The organism is Candidatus Chloroploca asiatica (assembly GCF_002532075.1).
In the GTDB taxonomy this organism is placed as follows: Bacteria; Chloroflexota; Chloroflexia; order Chloroflexales; family Chloroflexaceae; genus Chloroploca; species Chloroploca asiatica.
In genome coordinates, this window is record NZ_LYXE01000188.1 from 58,689 (window position 1) to 77,331 (window position 18,643).

Annotated in this window: 12 protein-coding genes and 1 riboswitch; of the genes, 10 read left to right on the forward strand and 2 right to left on the reverse strand. The window is 57.6% G+C overall.

The window, feature by feature from the left end; genetic code table 11:
• Positions 1 to 2 precede the first annotated feature (2 nt).
• The 7 genes from A9Q02_RS22415 to metK all read left to right on the forward strand — a co-directional run bounded on the left by A9Q02_RS22415 (position 3) and on the right by metK (position 9,109).
• On the forward strand, positions 3 to 1,979 hold the full coding sequence (locus A9Q02_RS22415; RefSeq protein ID WP_097655309.1) for a peptidoglycan recognition protein family protein: 1,977 nt from the start codon (positions 3 to 5) through the stop codon (positions 1,977 to 1,979).
• Positions 1,976 to 3,190, forward strand: coding sequence for an alanyl-tRNA editing protein (locus A9Q02_RS22420; RefSeq protein ID WP_097655310.1), 1,215 nt, complete (start codon positions 1,976 to 1,978; stop codon positions 3,188 to 3,190). The genes A9Q02_RS22415 and A9Q02_RS22420 overlap by 4 nt, the downstream gene beginning before the upstream one ends.
• 116 nt (positions 3,191 to 3,306) lie before the next feature.
• Positions 3,307 to 3,429, forward strand: a riboswitch (SAM riboswitch).
• A gap of 46 nt (positions 3,430 to 3,475) precedes the next feature.
• Positions 3,476 to 4,528: an S-methyl-5-thioribose-1-phosphate isomerase gene (gene mtnA / locus A9Q02_RS22425; protein WP_097655311.1), complete on the forward strand. Its 1,053-nt coding sequence runs from the start codon at positions 3,476 to 3,478 to the stop codon at positions 4,526 to 4,528.
• A gap of 6 nt (positions 4,529 to 4,534) precedes the next feature.
• Entirely contained in the window at positions 4,535 to 5,611 is a 1,077-nt protein-coding gene (locus A9Q02_RS22430; RefSeq protein ID WP_097655312.1) for a uroporphyrinogen decarboxylase/cobalamine-independent methonine synthase family protein, read from the forward strand.
• A 16-nt stretch (positions 5,612 to 5,627) separates the two neighbouring features.
• Positions 5,628 to 6,602 carry a carbohydrate kinase family protein gene (locus A9Q02_RS22435; protein WP_097655313.1) on the forward strand — a complete coding sequence of 325 codons (975 nt, stop codon included), beginning with the start codon at positions 5,628 to 5,630 and terminating at the stop codon, positions 6,600 to 6,602.
• A 24-nt stretch (positions 6,603 to 6,626) separates the two neighbouring features.
• Complete coding sequence (ahcY, locus tag A9Q02_RS22440; protein ID WP_097655314.1) at positions 6,627 to 7,892, forward strand: adenosylhomocysteinase; 1,266 nt, start codon at positions 6,627 to 6,629, stop codon at positions 7,890 to 7,892.
• Positions 7,893 to 7,897: 5 nt separating this feature from the next.
• The gene (gene metK, locus A9Q02_RS22445; protein ID WP_097655315.1) at positions 7,898 to 9,109 is read left to right on the forward strand and encodes a methionine adenosyltransferase; all 1,212 of its coding nucleotides are present in this window, start codon (positions 7,898 to 7,900) and stop codon (positions 9,107 to 9,109) included.
• Positions 9,110 to 9,177: 68 nt separating this feature from the next.
• Here metK and A9Q02_RS22450 read toward each other — a convergent pair whose 3' ends face one another.
• Both A9Q02_RS22450 and A9Q02_RS22455 read right to left on the reverse strand, forming a co-directional pair.
• Positions 9,178 to 10,041, reverse strand: a complete 864-nt coding sequence (locus A9Q02_RS22450) for a fumarylacetoacetate hydrolase family protein (protein WP_097655316.1) — start codon at positions 10,039 to 10,041, stop codon at positions 9,178 to 9,180.
• 19 nt (positions 10,042 to 10,060) lie between these two features.
• Positions 10,061 to 11,185 carry a site-2 protease family protein gene (locus A9Q02_RS22455; protein ID WP_097655317.1) on the reverse strand — a complete coding sequence of 375 codons (1,125 nt, stop codon included), beginning with the start codon at positions 11,183 to 11,185 and terminating at the stop codon, positions 10,061 to 10,063.
• 357 nt (positions 11,186 to 11,542) lie between these two features.
• On the opposite strand from A9Q02_RS22455, the gene A9Q02_RS22460 reads away from it, so the two are divergent.
• From A9Q02_RS22460 to A9Q02_RS22470, 3 genes are all read left to right on the forward strand, one after another.
• The gene (locus A9Q02_RS22460) at positions 11,543 to 14,011 is read left to right on the forward strand and encodes a GAF domain-containing protein (RefSeq protein WP_245860813.1); all 2,469 of its coding nucleotides are present in this window, start codon (positions 11,543 to 11,545) and stop codon (positions 14,009 to 14,011) included.
• 132 nt (positions 14,012 to 14,143) lie between these two features.
• Positions 14,144 to 16,213: a putative glycoside hydrolase gene (locus tag A9Q02_RS22465; protein ID WP_245860814.1), complete on the forward strand. Its 2,070-nt coding sequence runs from the start codon at positions 14,144 to 14,146 to the stop codon at positions 16,211 to 16,213.
• A gap of 9 nt (positions 16,214 to 16,222) precedes the next feature.
• Positions 16,223 to 18,640, forward strand: coding sequence for a peptidoglycan recognition protein family protein (locus tag A9Q02_RS22470; RefSeq protein ID WP_097655320.1), 2,418 nt, complete (start codon positions 16,223 to 16,225; stop codon positions 18,638 to 18,640).
• Positions 18,641 to 18,643: the final 3 nt, after the last annotated feature.

The window sequence follows — 18,643 nt, forward strand, 5'->3', positions numbered from 1 at the left end:
TGATGAGTGATTTTCCGACTGAGGGGCGTCCGCCTTTTATTAACCGACGCCTGTCGCTTGCGGAATGGAAGCAGTATGTGGCCGGGTATGACTTTGGCGCTCTGGCGCCGAGTCGTCTGGTGCTGCACCATACCTATACGCCTACCGAAGCCCAGTGGCGCGGCCTGACGACCATGCGCGGTATCCAGCGCTTTTATGCCGGCAAGGGCTGGATGGCAGGCCCACATCTTTTTGCTGGCCCCGATGGAATCTGGCTCGCTACCCCGATGTCGCAGGTCGGCGTTCACGCCGGTGTTGGCAATGGCTCGGTCGCCCAGGGCTGGTATTCGATTGGCCTCGAAATGGTTGGTCGCTTTGATGCAGTGCGCCCAACTGGGGCCGTCTGGAACTATGCGCTGGCGGTGATGGGTGAGTTGTCGCGTCGCCTGCGTATTCCACCACGCCGATTGATCTCTTTTCACCGTGATTACACCAATGCGAAGAGTTGCCCGGGCTGGGCCGTGACCAAAGAGTGGGTCTGGGCGAGTGTCGAGGCCTATCTGAATAATACCGCGGTTCCCCCGCCCCCGCCGCCTGATCCACCTGTTATTCAGCCTTCTGATGAGGTCTTGCTTGAGCGGTTGCTCGAAGAGACTTTTCGTCAGCGGGCAGGGAGCCAGGGGTATAATCCGGCCTGGAGTTTCCATCAATCTGCGGTTGAGCAGCAACTTGGGGCCCCTATTGGGCCAAGTCGTACCCTGGTGGAAGGCGGCCAGCAGTACGATATGCAACCCTTTGCGCGTGAGACGCTCTATACGGAGGTGCCCAATTGGGGTGATGTGCGGACGCTCTCGGATCTGCTTGGAGGGAGTATTCCGCCCGCAGGTCTTGGGCGACGTTTGCTCGAAGAGACCTTTGCTGTCGGCAATGCGCCCTTCCGGCCCGACTGGGCGTTTCATCAGTTTGCGCTGCTGCGCCGCATGGGGCCGCCCCTTGCGCCCGGGGCGACGATCACGGTTGATGGCAACCAGTATGCCTATCAGGTCTTTGCGGTTGATACGCTCTATAACCTGGTGCCCAACTGGGAAGATGTGCGCCTCTTGAGCCATCTCGCTGGGACAACGAATGCCAGTGATGTCCGCTTGCGTGAGGCGTTGCTCGCCACGACCTATCGGGTTGTCGGGCAAACGTATCGGCCAGATTGGGCGTTTCATCAACGCGCTCGTCGCGATGCGCTTGGGGCACCACTCTCGCCTTCGTACCAGATTCTGGTGGAAGGGCGGAGCTATGCGATCCAGGTCTATGCGTTGGACACCCTCTTTAACCTTGTCCCCCGCTGGAGCGAGGTGCGCCGGATGAGCCAACTCTTCCCGGCACCCTCGGTACTCGGTGGTGCATCGATTTCCGCTGCGGAGGAGCCAGCGATGACGATCCTCGGTGGCATGGTTGACGCTGAAGCACCAGTTGCCGCCCTCGAGACACTGGAACGTGGAGCCTTGCATCCCGACCGGCTTGACCAATCGATTATTCGCTCTACCCTGCCATCCTGGGCACGTAGCCCCCGTGATGGGCGCAAGGTTGAACTGGTGGTGCTGCATGCGCTGCCAGGTTCCCCCGAGGAGGTTCTGGCTCGGATGACCGATCCTGGGTCGCCCTTTGCGACCCATTATTATGTTACCCTCGCCGGCACGATCATCCAGTTGATCGACGAAACCGAGGCCGCCTGGCACGCTGGCTTCGGCTCGGCCGATGGGCTCTGGTGGAATCTCAATACCATCAGTCTGGGCATTGGCCTAGAACGACCGCCCGACTGGCCTGCGAGCCTGCCTAGCGAGACGACTTTGCAAGTCGCCGCACTCACGAACCTCTTGTGTGAACTGAGTATTCGATGTCAACTGACGCCTGATGCGATCCTGCTCTGGAGTAGCCTCGCTGGCGGTGCGCCCGAACTGCTTGAGGGTTTGCCGCTCGAGCGCCTTTGTGAGGCGATCAGCGTATGATCCAGGCAACCACACGCCTCTATCTTCATGACTCAAGCCGCTTCAATTTTGAGGCCACTGTGGTTGCCGCGCAGATCCGTGATGGTGTGCGCTGGATCGCGCTTGATCAGAGTGCCTTTTATCCTGAGGGCGGCGGTCAACCTGCCGATCAAGGCACCATCAACGGCTTGCCCGTCACTGATGTGCAGGCGAACGACGATGTTGTCTGGCACGCGCTTGGGGCAGCAGGCAATGACCAGAGCCTTGACGTAGACGCACATATCCACGGTGCGATTGATCCAACTCGTCGCCTTGATCATATGCAGCAACACTGTGGCCAACACATCCTGAGCGCTGCTTTTCAGGCGCTCTGTGGGGCCGCAACGGTCGGCTTTCACCTAGGCGAGCGGATCGTGACGATTGATCTGGACATACCAGCCTTGCAGCGCAACCAGGTTCAGGCTGTCGAAGACCTGGCGAATCAGATTGTCTGGGGCAACCTGCCGGTAACGGTTCGCATCCTTGCTCGTGACGAACTGAATGGCCTGGCTTTGCGCAAAACGCCGACGGTTGCTGGCCCGGTGCGGGTTGTAAGCATTGATGATTTTGATCACTCGGCGTGTGGTGGTACTCACCCAGCCTATACCGGCACCGTCGGCATGATTGCGGTACTCCGCTGGACGCGGCAGCGCGGTGGGGTCAGGGTGAGCTTTGCGTGCGGTGGGCGTGCGCTGAACGAACTACGGCGCCTGAACCAGGTCGCCAGTGAAGCTGCTGAACAGTTGAGCGTTGGCCTTGATGAACTGCCTATTGCGACCAAGCGTCTGTTGACCACTCAGCAAGCGCTGCAACGCCAACTCGCCACGGCGGAAGAACGTCTCCTTGACGATGAAGCCGAGCGTCTCTATGCCGCGGGTGAGCTGGTGGGAGCCAAGCGGGTCGTTCAGGCCTGTTTTGCTGATTGGTCTATCGAACGCTTGCGGACCCTTGCGGAGGCAATTGCCGCGCGACCGGGGGGCATTGCCCTGTTGGGGAGCAGTGGCACACGGGCCAACCTTGTTGTGGCCTGTGCCCCCGAGAGTGGCTACGAGGCCAACCAGTTGCTGGCGCACGGCCTGCCCCAACTCGCCGGACGTGGTGGTGGCAACGCCCGCCTTGCGCAGGGTGGCAGCCCACAGAGTGAACACCTCGAAGCGGCGCTCGGCACCATACGCCAGCAGATCCAGGCCTGACGCTGATCTCGGCAGGATTGAGGGTCTCAGCCCCGTAGTTGCAGGCCCATCTGTTGCATGGTATAATCACCACCGATCTTTGCACATCAAGATACTTAGGATTGCAAAGTAGATAGTGCTCATCAAGAGGGGCTGAGGGACTGGCCCAATGACGCCCGGCAACCCCTGGAGAGGGATCTGACCCACTCCAGTACGGTGCCAATTCCAGCGGTACACATGGATGTACCGGGAGATGAGAGGAGTGATTGAAGAGCCTCTCGCCATGCGGGTGGCTTTTTGTACGTTATGAACAATGAACTACGCACAGTTTGGTGGGAGCCGGGGGCGGTCTGTTTAATTGATCAGTTGCGCCTGCCTCACGAGCAGGTAATGGTACGCTGTACTGACCTTGCGGCAGTAGGTCACGCGATCAAGGCGATGGTGGTGCGTGGTGCCCCTGCGATTGGGTGTACCGCAGCCTATGGTCTGGCGCTCGTTGCGATGCAGAGCAAGGCGACTGATGGCGAGGCCTTGTTGCAAGAACTTGAACAGGCGCGCCAGGTGCTGAATGCGCAGCGGCCAACGGCGATTAATCTGGCCTGGGCCACCGCGCGCATGCTGCGTCAGGCCCATCTGCTTAGCGCTGGTGGGGTTGAAATCGCTAGGCATGGCCTGCTTGCCGAAGCCCATGCTATTCTCGCTGAAGACCTCGCGATGTGCCATGCGATTGGCGATCACGGGGCCGTGTTGATTCCCGCACGCGGCCACGTGCTCACTCACTGCAATGCGGGAGGCCTGGCTACCGCAGGATATGGCACGGCGCTGGCCCCGATCCGCACCGCGTTTCGTCAGGGCCGCTCCCTCCATGTCTGGGTTGACGAGACCCGTCCCTTCCTTCAGGGGGCACGCTTGACAGCCTGGGAATTGCAGCAGGCCGGGATTCCCCTGACGCTGATTACTGATAATATGGCTGGCTATATGATGCGCCAGGGCCAGGTTGACTGTATTATCGTTGGGGCTGATCGCATTGTTGCCAATGGTGATGTCGCTAACAAAATTGGCACCTATAGCCTGGCTGTGCTCGCTCATGCTCATGGAATTCCCTTCTATGTGGCGGCTCCTTCTTCAACCATTGATCTGAGTCTGGCACATGGGGATCTCATTCCGATTGAAGAGCGTTCGCCTGATGAGGTGACGCAGCTGGCCGGGCAACTCATTGCCCCGATAGGCGTGCGGGCAGCACATCCGGCTTTTGATATGACCCCCCATCATCTGATTACCGCGATCATCACCGAGCATGGGGTTCTCTTCCCCCCTTACGACGACGACTTACGGCGTTGTGTCGAGGCGGGGAACTAGTCACGTATGGCGATGCAAGCCTCAACCACAACCTCGCCTGTCTCAACCGAACCCGGGTTTCGTGCCGATACCCCCGGGTGCCTGCCTGTCCCACGGGTTGGGGTACCTGTTCATACCAGCGCGACGGTTCAAGGCCGTCTGGCTGCACTGGCTCAGCGCAATGGGCCTGAACAGCCGTTTGCCCTTGCCATGGCTGGGTTCCCTGGCGGAACACTCGAACTGAAACAGGCACGGGCGGTCATTGACCATCAAGCAGCCGAAGCGTCGCTGGCTCGCCTTGCGTTGGCTTACCTCAATCATGAGGAAGCAGGGGCCGTTCCCCCTCCTGAGCAGACCCGCGTCATCGCTGAGGCGATCCGCCAGTTCGAGCAGATTGGGATGACATGTGCACGCATTGAATTGACTGGCCCGGTGAGTCTCGCACTCCAGGTCGTTGATGATCACGAACGGCCCCTGGCCTACGATCTTCCCTTGCGTGAGGCCCTGTGTCAACACACGATCCTGCGGGCTAATTGGTATTTCAACCAGTTGAAGGGCGTGCCTGGCTTGCCGATGGTCTGCTTTGATGAGCCTTTTCTTGATGCGTTGAGTTCGCCCCTGTGCCCGCTTGACTGGGAAGCGGGTACCGACATGCTGATGCGTACGCTGGGCGAACTGCCCCCCACCCGTGCGCTGTGTGTGGCCGGGGTGCCCAATTGGGCGGCTGTGCTGGCCTTGCCAGCCGAAGTGGTCTTTTTTGATGCCTATGAACACAGTGCCGGGCTGATCCAGGCGGCAAGTGCGGTGGCTGGCTACCTTGACCGTGGCGGGATGCTCGGATGGGGCATTGTGCCTCACGATGAACACGCGCTTGGTCATGAAAATGCCGCGACCCTGTTGCAGCGTTTCGAGTCGACAGTGGCCTATCTGTCCGCTGCAGGAGGCATCAATGCCAACAAAATCTATGCCTCTGCGCTGATCAGTACGAGTGGACGTCTGTGCCATCTGCCCTCCGACCGGGCCGCCTATGCGGCCCAACTCTGTGCCGAAGTGGCGACAAAACTGCGGTCGGTGCATTTTCTAGAAGCAACAACCAGTACCTGAGAGAGGAGCCTCTATCGTGCGAATTGTGGTCACCGGATCGTTGGCCTTTGATTACATCATGAGTTTCCCTGGTTATTTCAAAGACCATATGCTCATGGAGAAGGCTCATATTCTGTCGGTCAGTTTTCTGGTCGACTCGATGCGCAAGATGCGCGGTGGGGTTGCGGGCAATATTGCCTATAATCTGGCCCTGCTTGGTGAACGTCCGTTGCTGGTTGGTGCCGCTGGCAGCGATTTTCACGATTATCGCACCTGGCTCGAACGCCAGGGCGTTGATACCACAGGTGTGGCGATTATCGAAGATGAGTTTACTGCCTCATGTTTTATCAATACTGATAAGGCCAATAACCAGCTCGTTGCCTTTTATCCGGGAGCGATGGGCTATGACCACACCAACTCGCTCGTCTCCCGTGGCTTGACGGGTGATGACCTAGTCTTGATTTCGCCCACGACGCCCGAGGCGATCGAGCGCTTTGCCATCGAATGTCAGCAGATGGGCGTGCCCTATATCTTCGATCCCGGCAAGCAGGCCCCGCGCCTTGCCCCCGACCATCTTGCCCTTGGGCTCAAAGGGGCTAAAGTGCTGGTTGGCAATGACTATGAGTTCGGGATGATGGCGAGGAAACTTGACATAAGTGAAGAGGAATTGATCGCGAGCACACCGCTGACGGTGATGACCAAGGGTGAGCAGGGCTCGCTGATCTATACCGATGGGCACCTGGCCGCGACCATCCCGACGGCACCGGTGCAGGCTGTCGTTGATCCCACCGGGGCCGGTGATGCCTATCTCGCCGGGCTTGCCCTCGGCATTGCCCGCGATCTGCCGCTTGACGTGACTGGTCGCATCGCCGCACTTGCTGCGACGTATGCTATCGAGCACCGTGGCTGCCAGGAACACTGTTATCTGCGCGCCGATTTTGCGACCCGTTATCGGGAAGCTTTTGCTAGTGAATGTCCGCTGGAATTACTTCGTTCCGCAGAAGTTGCGTAGGACGCGATAAGGAGCATACGTTTTATGACCACAAGTTCGTACGACATCAAGGATCTCGGCCTGGCCGAGGAGGGCCGCAAGCGCATGGAATGGGCCGAGCAAGAGATGCCGGTGCTGCGGTTGATCCGTGAGCGGTTTGAAAAAGAACGCCCGCTCGCCGGCATCCGTATCAGCGCTTGTCTCCATGTGACGACTGAAACCGGCAATCTTATGCGTGCGCTGGCCGCTGGTGGTGCCGATGTGGTGCTCGCTGCCTCAAATCCGCTCAGCACGCAGGATGATGTGGCTGCCGCCCTCGTTGCCTATGAAGAGATCCCCGTCTATGCGATCAAGGGTGAAAGCAACGAAGTCTATTACCAGCATATCAAAGCCGCCCTCGACCACAATCCCCAGATTACGATGGACGATGGGGCCGATCTGGTGAGTGGCATTCTCAAGGATCGCAAAGATCTGATCGAAAGCATGATTGGCAGCACGGAAGAGACAACCACGGGTGTGATCCGGCTCAAGGCGATGGCCGCCGAGGGTGTGCTGCCCTTCCCAGTCATCGCGGTCAACGATAGCGATACCAAGCATATGTTTGATAATCGTTATGGTACCGGCCAGAGCACCCTTGATGGCGTGATCCGGGCGACCAATGTGCTGCTCGCTGGCAAGACCTTTGTGGTCGCCGGCTATGGCTGGTGTTCACGTGGGATTGCCGAGCGTGCCCACGGCCTTGGGGCCAATGTGATTGTGACCGAGATTGACCCGATCAAGGCGCTTGAAGCCGTGATGGACGGCTACCGCGTCATGCCGATGGAACAGGCTGCACCCTTGGCTGATTTCATCGTGACGGCGACCGGCAACAAGCACGTCATTGATAGCAATACCTTTGCTGTGGTCAAAGATGGCTGCGTCATTGCCAACAGCGGCCACTTCAATGTTGAGATCAACATTCCGGCCCTCGAGCAAATGGCCGTAACCAAGAAGCAGCCGCGGCGCTTCGTTGACCAGTATGTGCTTCCCGATGGTCGCCAGATCAACCTGCTCGGCGAAGGTCGCCTGATCAACCTGGCAAGTGCCGAGGGCCACCCCAGTGCCGTGATGGATATGAGCTTTGCCAACCAGGCGCTTGCCAGCGAGTATTTGCTCAAGAATCGTGACAGCCTCGGCGTTGGTGTCCACGCCTTGCCCAAAAATCTCGATCAAGAGATTGCTGCCCTCAAGCTGCGGGCGATGGGCATGACGATTGATGTGCTTACCCCCGAGCAGGAGCTCTATCTCAATAGTTGGCAGGAAGGGACGTAAAAGGGATGGCAACAACATTTACCACCTCGCCCCAGTTTTATTTCACCAGTGAGAGCGTCTCGAGCGGGCATCCTGATAAAATGTGTGATCAGATCAGCGATGCGATTCTGGATGCCTTTCTCTCGCACGATCCGCGTGCACGGGTGGCTGTTGAGACAGCCACGACGACTGGCTTGATTGTGGTGCTTGGCGAGGTAACCTTTGCCCGCGGGTACATTCCGATTGAAGAGATTGTACGCACGACCGTCAAGGAGATTGGCTATACCAGCGCTGAGTTTGGTTTTGATGCCGATACCTGTGGTGTGATGGTCGCGATTCATGGTCAGTCGCCCGATATCGCGATGGGTGTTGATAAGGCACTTGAGGCGAAGACCGGGACGATGACCGAGGATGAGGTTGAGGCGGTTGGCGCGGGTGATCAGGGCATGATGTTTGGTTTTGCCTGCAACGAGACGCCCGAGTTGATGCCGGCGAGCATCGCGCTGGCCCATCGGCTGATCCGCCGCATCGAGAAGGTGCGCAAGGATGGCACGCTGAGCTACCTGCGCCCTGATGCCAAGAGCCAGGTAACGGTCGAGTATAGCTATGGCAAGCCCGTGCGCGTAGATACGGTGCTCGTCTCGACCCAGCATGCGCCTGATGTTACTCAGGAGCAGATCCGCGCCGACGTGATCGAGCATGTGATCAAGGCCGAGATCCCAGCCGAGTGGCTCGACGCCGAGACAAAGTACTTTGTCAATCCGACGGGGCGTTTTGTGGTTGGTGGGCCGATGGGCGATAGTGGCCTGACCGGGCGCAAGATCATTGTGGATACCTACGGAGGCGTCGCTCGCCACGGTGGTGGGGCGTTCAGCGGCAAAGATAGCAGCAAAGTTGACCGCAGTGCCGCTTATGCTTCCCGCTGGGTGGTCAAGAACATTGTTGCCGCTGGCCTTGCCGAACGCTGTGAACTGCAACTGAGCTATGCCATCGGTGTCGCCAAGCCGCTTTCGGTCAGTGTCGAGACCTTTGGTACCGGCACCGTTCCTGATGCAGTCATCCTCAAGGCTGTCAATGAGGTCTTTGACCTGCGCCCCGGTGCGATCATTCGTGACCTTGGCTTGCGTCGCCCCATCTTCAAGCAGACCGCCGCTGGCGGCCACTTTGGCCGTACCGATATTGACTTGCCCTGGGAACAGACCAATCGCGTCGAGGAATTGCGCCGCGCAATTGGGTAGTCTGTGAGAGCGTTTGTTCACGCACCAAAGGCCAGCTTTGCTGGCCTTTGGTGCGAACAAACGAAAAGTCAGCCCTCGACCTGATTGGTCAAGACCCCAATCCCCTCAATTTCACACTCCATCACATCACCCGCCTTGAGCCAGACCTGGGGAGTCATGCCCATGCCGACGCCACTGGGCGTCCCCGTGGCAATGATATCACCAGGATCGAGTGTCATCCCCCGGGTCAGGGTCGCCAGACATGTAGGAATATCAAAGATCATATCACTCGTGACTGAGTCTTGCATCGTCGCGCCATTGAGCCGCAGTTGCAGGCGCAAGGCGTGCGGATCAGGGATCTCATCAGCAGTCACGATCCAGGGACCCATCGGGGCTGAGCCATCGAGGCTCTTGCTAAAGAAGAACTGCTGGTGGTTAGTCTGCAAGTCACGTGCCGACACATCATTGAGGATGGTATAGCCAAAGACATGGCAGAGGGCCTCTTCAGGTGCGACGTTGCGGGCTGGTAGCCATATAATCAGGGCGAGTTCGACCTCCCAATCGCGCTGTGACGAGAGCTCGGGCATAAGAGGAATCGGTGCGCCGGGATGGTTGATGGCAGTTGGGGCCTTGGTAAAAAAGACCGGATAGGCGGGCAGTTTTTCAGGCAAACCCTTGGCGCGCAATGACTCGATCGCGTGGGCGGCATAATTCATGCCCAAGCACATGATATTCTTGCGAGGACGCGGGATCGGGGCGAGCAACGTCACCTCACTGAGCGGAATGGTTGTGGTTGCCGTTGCCATATAATCACGAGCTTGCGCCAGCAAGGCCGGGCCACCCTCGATCAACGCCAGCATTGAGGCGGCCAGGCCACTCAGATCGACCACACCATCGTCGCGCACCGCACCGACCGCTTCGACCGCACCCTTCCGATACGTCACCAGTTTCATAGACCGTCCTCATGCTAGACTAGGGCATTATCACATCGGTAATTGGCATAGGGGTAAAGACCAGGGCAAAGACCACGAGACCAAGCAGGGCCAGGAGTCGCCATGATCCCTGCAGGGGCGTCACCTCATTGAGCAGCGGGCTACGATTCTGCCCAAGCAGAGCCACAATCACCGCCCAGAGAAACCAGCCACTCCAGAGAAATCCGAGGGCGAGCAGAACCACGGCAACCACCATACTCATGATCTGAGCTGCCTTGGGACCAAAGAGAGCAAAGAAGATATGCCCGCCATCGAGTTGACCAGCCGGCAAGAGATTAAGCCCGGTGACCAGCAGCCCCGCCCAGCCAGCCAGGGCGACCGGATGCATAAAGACATCATACCCGCCGTCGGGTAAGAAGCGTCCGAAGACCAGCAGTTTCAGCCCGGCATAGAGCAACGAATTACCCTCGGTAAAAAAGATCATGTCAGGCAACTGGGCCTGCATGTCGGCAAGATTGCGTACCTCAGAGAGCGCAAGCCCGATGATCAGCACAGGAATGGCCACCACAAGCCCGGCCAGGGGGCCTGCAATGGCAATGCCCAGGAGGGCACGTCGGTTGGGAACGGGCTCTTTGATCGAAATAAACGCGCCCATTGTCCCGAGCAAAAAGAGTGGCATCGGGATAAAGAAGGGATAGCTCACGGCCACACCTTCGCGGCGAGCCATCAGATAATGGCCAAGCTCGTGGGCCAGCAGAATCCCGAGCAGTGAGGCACTGAACGCGAGCCCGTGGCCCACGTTAAAAAAGAAGGTACCTGTTGCCCAATCGACATCTTGCCCGCCCACATAAAACGTCGAGGCAAGCGTCAAAGCAAAGAGCAACAACGCCAGCCAGAGGCGTGACGGGCTGGGCGGGGCGAGCGCCGGCAAAACCAGCAAGGCCACGCGATCACCCTCTTGTTGCAACAGCCCAAGCAGTCCCATAGCACGCAGGCGAGGACTGATCTGATCGTAGGCCATTTGCGCTTCAACCTTCAGGCGGCCCAGAAAACGGGGTGATTCAAAATCACCGCGTCGCACCATTTCAATATCATCAATGAGCATGACCTCGGCCACCGTTGCACGTAGTGCTTCAGGAACCGGGCTCGACGTGTAGTGATCCATACTTCCTCGTGTGCAGATGTTTAACGGGTACTATACCACGATCAGGTTCAGGGCTGCCGCCCTAAAACCAAGAACTGGCGTAAAGACTGGCGAAGGATGTCGTTTGCCTTAGACCCAATACCATGCAAAGAAGGCGGTTTTTTGACGCAAAGGCGCAAAGGCGCAAAGGCGCAACGTTTTGAATGGCCCATGCCTGGGTTCCCGCACACGCGGGAACCCAGGCATGGGCCTCATGGCCTTGCATAATTGTGCAGATATGGACAAGATCTTCGTGCAGTTGATCTGTGGTGTGGTATAATTCCAGATAAAAGAATACTAATAATAGAGTTGTATGATGCCCTTCCCTTAGGTTTTATCATGGAAATCGTAAAAATCCCCAGAAAAAATTTGGTCGAGCCAGCACACATTTTCGTTATTGATGATGATGTGCCAGTTCGGCGTATTTATGCTGACATGTTGATCAATGATGGTTATCGTGTTTCGACCGCAGGTAGTGGCGAAGAAGCGCTGGCCTATTTGCAGTTGATCACACCTGATCTGATCTTGCTGGAACTTGGTCTCACCGGCTTTGATAGTCTTGGTTTTACACGCCAGATGAAAGCCGATCAAACAAAACCATTTATCCCCATCATGATCATGTCGTCGCATAACGACGTTACCTACAGTGTGGCGAGCCTTGATGCAGGTGCGGACGATTTTCTGATCAAGCCGATCCCGATGGATGGCTTGCTGGCACGGGTACGGGCGATGCTGCGCTTGCAACGGGCACAGCGCCAGTTGCAACATGCCCAGCGCAAGACTGAACTGCTGCTGCATCTGACGCGTGATCTTGGTGCCAGCATTGATCTTGACGTGTTGATGACCGGTTTTCTTGATCATCTGGCCGATTCGCTTGGGGCGATCAGGGCTTCGATCATTCTCGCTGAATTTGAGGATCATCAGCCCGTCTGTTACTCGAGTAGTCGTAACCCCGCGACGCTCGTGTTGAATGATCTCTTGCGCCAGGGGTTGGCTGGCTGGGTTTTGCGTGAGCGCAAGCCCGCGATTATTCAAGATGCTCGTCACGATAGCCGCTGGGTCACAACGAACACCTACCATTCGAATGTGCGTGCGGTGGCCGCGATTCCGCTGATCCGTGAAGGCCGGGCCCTCGGGGTGATTACGCTGGTGCATCATACGCCCGGCTTTTTTACCGATGAACATGTCGAGTTGCTCACCTCACTGGCTGCGCAGAGCGCCGTTGCCCTCGAGAGTGCCCGCCTGTTTCGTCTGACGCAACGCCAGAAAGAACTACTTACGCGCCGTGCCGAAGAGTTGCGTAAAGTCAATGAGATCAATGCGTACCTGTCGGAACTGATGGCACCTGAGCAGATCACGCGGCTGCTGGTGCATATGATTCAACAACAGTTTGGCTACCCGCTGGTCTGTCTGATGATGCGTGAAGGCGACGAACTGGTGGTGCATGCGGCGGCAGGCCCGATGATCCAGCATAGTCATCTCTCCTCCCGCTTCGCCATTCATCGCGGCCTCTATCAACAGGTCTTCTCTACCCATCAACCGATCTGTGTCACTGACGTGACTCAAGAGGCTAGTTTTGAACCGCTGTTGCCCGATGATGCCAAGGTGCGTGCTCAGTTGATTGTGCCCATCATTTTGCGCCGTGAGGTCCTCGGGGTGCTTGATGTGAGTAGTTCCGAGCCAGGAGTTCTGGGGGCAAGTGACGAAGCCGTGCTGAGTGCGATTATGTACCAGTATAGCATTGCCCTTGGCAATGCACGCCTCTATCGGACTGTCGAAGATGAACGCTCGACCCTGAATGCCGTGCTTCGTAGTGCGACTGATCCAATTTTGTTGCTTGGGCCTGGCGATGATCTCTTGCTGGCGAATCGTGCTGCCGAAGAGCACTTTGGCTTACCGCTTCAGGAGCATTATGGCAAGCCGATGCATGCGCTGATTGAGCAGGGCAATGGGGTCTTGGCCCATTTGCTGTCGCTTGTTGAGGCATCTATAGAGCATGCCTCGAGCGTGACTGAGATGACCCTGCCTGGCGATGTCAGTTATAGTGTGAGCATTGCCCCGGTGGCAAGTGGTGAGCATGTGAGCCTTGGTAAGGTGCTGGTCTTACGTGATATTACGCCGATCAAGCGGCTCGAACGCCAGGAGCGGGATCGGGTTCGCGATGTTTTTCGGCGTTATGTGTCACCGCAGGTTGCTGAACAATTGCTTACCGCGGGAGGCAGTTTTGGTCAACCGACTGAGTGCCAGGTGGCGGTCATTTTTGCCGATATCCGTGGTTTTACGACGATTACTGAACGTACCGAGCCGCAGGTCTTGATCGAGAAGATCCTCAATCGCTATTTTACCGCGATGACTGAAGTGCTGTATGCCTACGATGGGACGATTGATAAGTTTCTCGGCGATGGCATCATCGGGGTCTTTGGCTCACCGATTGCGCATCCCGATGATCCGCAACGGGCGCTCTCGGCCGCTGTTGCGATGCAGCATGCGTTTACGCTGCTGGCCGCCAAGTGGAAGGCTGAGCTTGATTATACGATTGGGATGGGCATTGGGGTTAGTTTTGGTCGAGCCATTGTTGGCAATATTGGTTCGGAACAACGCCAGGATTATACGCTTATTGGTGATGTGGTCAATACCGCTTCGCGTCTTTCGGGCATTGCTGATCCCGGTCAGGTGATAGTTTCGCATCACCTCGCCGATGTGCTCGCTGAAAGCTGGCTCTCGCCCTGGAAACTCATCCCCCGTGGCCCGATTCACCTCAAGGGCAAAGAGCAACCCCATCAAGTCTTTGAAGTCGGTCTGTCGTAGCGCCGCAAGCACCTGGTTGCCCTGCATTCCCAAGAAAATGGTGTACAATGTCCTCGTGTTGATCATATCTGGTGTCGCTGTGTCTATTCGAGGAGTTATGTGCGAATGATCTGTCGAGGACGTGTGTATTCTGTGCAGCGTGGGTTTACAACCCTGCTTTTCCTTTTGCTTATCCTTGTTGTAGTTGGTTGTACCACAACTCCAGCCACATTAACAGGTGTCATTACCGATGCTTATACCGGTGAACCTGTGGCAGGTGCGTTGGTTGAGGTTGGTGCGAGTACCAGTACGACAAGCGATGACGGTGTCTTTAGCGTTGCCCGCTGGAGCGATCGGGATACGCTTGAGGTACGTGCTCCGCAGTATGAAGCCCTGGCGTTGCCCCTTGCCGGGCGTCCCGAATTGGCTGGGACAAATGCGTTGACGGTGACCCTCAATACGTCGTTGCGCCCCAATAGCCTCACTGGCGTTGTGTTAGACGAATTTACAGGCATTCCTGTCCAAGATGCGCAGGTGGTGGCGACGTTTGATGTGACGCAAACGCTGACGACGACAACTGATCTCGAAGGGCGTTATACGCTCAGCGGGTTGCCCGAGCAGTTTACCCTCGCGGTTGAAGCTGAGGATTTTGCCGCTGCATCTGAAGAACTCGTTCGCACAACAGCTTTCGATCTGAACCTGAGGCCGAATGTGCTTGCCGGTACGATTACGGATCGGTATACCGCTGAAGGGGTTGCCGGGGCAACGGTGCAAGTCGGCGATGTGCGTGCCCAGACGGATGCCTCTGGTACCTATCGCGTTACGGGGATTCCCGTTGATGCGGTCACGGTCGAGATTAGTGCTGATGGTTATGCAACACTCTCGCAGGAACTCGGCCAGGTGACCGCCCTTGATGCGGTGTTGCGCCCTGATACCTTGCGCGGACGCTTGATTGATAAAGATAGTGGACAACCAGTCGTCAATGCCGCCATCTTTGCGACAACAACGTTCCCTGGCACCGATGTGGCCTTTGAGCGCATTGTTGATAGCGAAGATGGTAGTTTTACCCTCCCCGGTCTTCCCGAACAGGGCTATCTGCAGGTACTCTCGCCAGGATATCGGACGGAAGTTATCCCGATTGAGCCTGGCAACGTGCCGACTGAAATTGCCCTTGAACGCTTCCGGGTCAAGGCGCTCTATGTGACGTCTGCGGTTGCCAGTGTGCCCAATTTGCTCGAAAATTATATCGAGTTGATCGAGCGGACTGAATTGAATGCGATCGTGATTGACATCAAGAGCGACTTGCGTGACGATCTCGGCATGATCTATTATGACTCGCAGGTGCCGCTGGCCCGTGAATTAAACCTCTCGCGGCCCTATATTGATATGCCTGCGCTGGTACAACGCCTCAAAGACCGCGGCATTTATACGATTGCACGCATCCAGCTCTTCTCACATGATAATGTGCTCTCGGATGCCCGCCCTGAGTGGTCGATTCGCGTGCGGGAGACCGGTGAAGTCTATGCCGATTATCCTGGCCCCGGCATTCGGTATGCCTACCTCGATCCGACGAATCGCAATGTCTGGGACTATAATATTCAGCTCGGTGTTGAAGCGGCCTTGATGGGCTTTGATGAAGTCAATTATGACTATATCCGCTTCCCCGACTGGTTTGGCCCACGGGCTGAATTTGGCGAAAAGTTGCTCTTCTCGGAGCCACTTGATGCGGTCAATAATCCGCGTCGGATGTTTGATGTGATCACTGAGTTTATGGACGAGGCCCATCGTGCGGTGAATGGATCCGGGGCCAAGATGTCGATCTGTGTCTTTGGCCGGGTTGTGCTCGGCGGTTCACTCACGATTGCCCAGGATATGCAGTTGATGGGCAATTATACTGACTATATTGCCCCGATGCCCTATCCTTCGCTCTGGTGGCCTGGTGCGTTTGATTTGCCTTCACCCGTCGAAGAGCCGTACAAGGTGCTTGAAGCCGCGAATGCCGCTGGCCTCAAGACGATTGAAGGCGAGTATGCCCGCCTGCGACCGTGGCTCCAGGATCATACCGATCCCTGGTCCTACAAGGTCGTCCGCTATGGTCCTGCCGAGGTGCGGGCTCAGATTGATGCGACCGAGAAGTTTCCCGAAATTGATGGCTGGATGCTCTACGACTCGGCGAATGCCTATCGCGGTGCCTTTGGCGGCGCTGCGCGAGTTGCTCCATAGGCGGTACCCATGAGCCAGCGCTCTCCTGCTCTGTTTGTTTCGTTCATCGTGCTCGCTGTCGTCTGCGCTTCGTTTGCCCTGCTGCCTGCCGCTGCGCAGCAGCAGGGTCCTCAGACAAACCTCGCGGCGCTTACCCTCACGACCGTCACTGATTGGGAGGCGGGTGTCGCTGAGGGGGCGCTGGTGACGAATAATGCTGGCGGTGAGGTACGCCTCGCCGATGAGCAACGCGAGGGTTCTTTTGTCTCGCTGCCTTTTGTCACCGACTTTGCCTTCAATGCCGTTGGGGCAAGCTGGCAGGCTGAGGTGCCCGAGGGTACCGGACTTGTCGTTGAGGTGCGCGTGCGTGACCGTGACGATGATGCTGAGGCAGTGTGGGGAGCATGGCAACCGCTCAGCGCGATTGATGCTACGACAGCTTCGTCTGATGATGAGGGTGCATTTGTGACCCCTGCGGTGCTTGCTGTGCCAGCTACCAGTCAGGCGCTTCAGGTGCGGGTGAGCTTCACAAGCGAAGTGGAACGTGCTTCAGCGGTGCTCGAAGCGCTTACGCTTACCTACCTGAGTACGGCTCCGCCTGAGCCCATTTTTGCCACGGGCTTGCCCCGTCGTCCGTTGCTTGCAGGAGGGAAGACCCTGACCCCACGGCCTGCGGTTATTCCACGCACCGACTGGCGTGGCCGAGCCGAAGCAGCGCAGCCGCTGCGACGGACACCGCGTGGCCTGGTGCTGCATCAGATCGATGCCGAAGTGAGTGCCGCGACAAGTCTCGACATGGTACGTGCGCTGGCTAGCTATCAACTCGATGTGCTCGGGTGGGAAGACCTGAGCTACCACTACGTGCTTGATCCCGAAGGCAATCTCTTTGAGGGACGCCTCGGTGGGCCAACGTCATTGGTGACCCGGATGGCCGCTGGGGGTGACGCTGTCCATATTGGTGTGCTTGTTCCGCGAGGAGGGGCCCTCTCGCCGACGGCACAGGGTGTGTTGATCAACCTGATGGCCTGGCTCGGTGAAGCCTATGGCATCGATCCGACGGGGACACATCGCGTGACCGGTGATGCTGCGGCTACCGACCGTTCTAATATCGCTGGGTTCGATACACTTAGCAATGCTGCGCCCGAGCGTACGTCTTCGCTTGATGCGTTGGTGCCGCAACTGCGCCTCCTGACGGATCAGTCTACCGTGCGGGCACGCTGGTATTTTGCTGAGGGCAATGTGGCTGAGTATAGTCAACGCCTAGCCCTCTTTAACCCGACTGAGGCCGAAACCGAAGCAACAGTGACCCTTGTGCGCCCTGGCGATACGCCAGTGACCAGCATTGTGCGTATTCCAGCTAATGCGCGGGCCGACTTGACCGTGAACACTCTGCTCGATAATGCGCTGGCATTGCCGGCGATTGTTGAGTCGAGTGCGCCCATTCTGGTGGAACGGTCGATGAGCCTAACGACCGATATTGATGGGGGGCCGGGTATTACCGAACTCTCACGGGTCTGGTATTTTGCGGAAGGTTCAACTGAAGGCACCCAGCGAACCTTTTTGTTGCTCTTCAACCCCAATCCGGTCAATGTGCAGGCAACCCTGATCTATATGCAGCGTGATGGGGCCACCTTCGCGCAGGACGTGCAGATTGCAGCCCAATCGCGTCTGGTCATTGCCGTCAACGACATTACCCTGCCTGATGGCAGTCTCCCGCTCCTTGGGAAAAATTTCGGTGTGCAGATTGTGGCCAGTCAGCCGCTGGCCGCCGAACGTACGATGCGCTTTGGTGAGAATAGCTCGGGTCTCCACACAGGACGTGGGATCGCGACGCTGGCACGGCGCTGGTATTTTGCCGAGGGCACAACCCAGGGTGATTTCCAGATGCATCTGCTCGTGCTCAACCCCAACCTGCAACCAGCCAACGTCACGGCAACCTTTATGGGGCCTGAAGGTGAGGCCGAGGTACGCCAGTTTGCGGTGCCACCACGCACGCAACTTGCCATCAATGCCAACGCGATCATCCCGGATCTTGGCGTCAGTTCCATGGTTACCGCAGACCGTCCAGTCGCCGTAGAACGCTCGCTGCGCTTCAATAACGACGCGGCTGGTACGATTGGTACCGGGGCCACCGCACCGGCCCTGCGCTGGGCGTTTGTTGATGGGCGCACCAGCGACGTCACCTACTATCTCTGCGTCAGCAATCCCGACCGTTTGCCGACGACGGTGACGATTGATTTCAGCTTTGGTGATGGGGCCATTGGTTCACAGAGCATTGTGGTACCTGCAGGCGCTCGTTATACGATGGCTGTCCACGAAATCTACCCCGACGAAAACATTGTCTCGGCTATTGTGCGGAGCACGCGCCCGATCATTGCGGAGCGTTCGCTCTTCCCAGGCGGGGGCGTGCGTGGTGGGTCAACGAATCTGGGCATTCCGATGCCGTGAAAA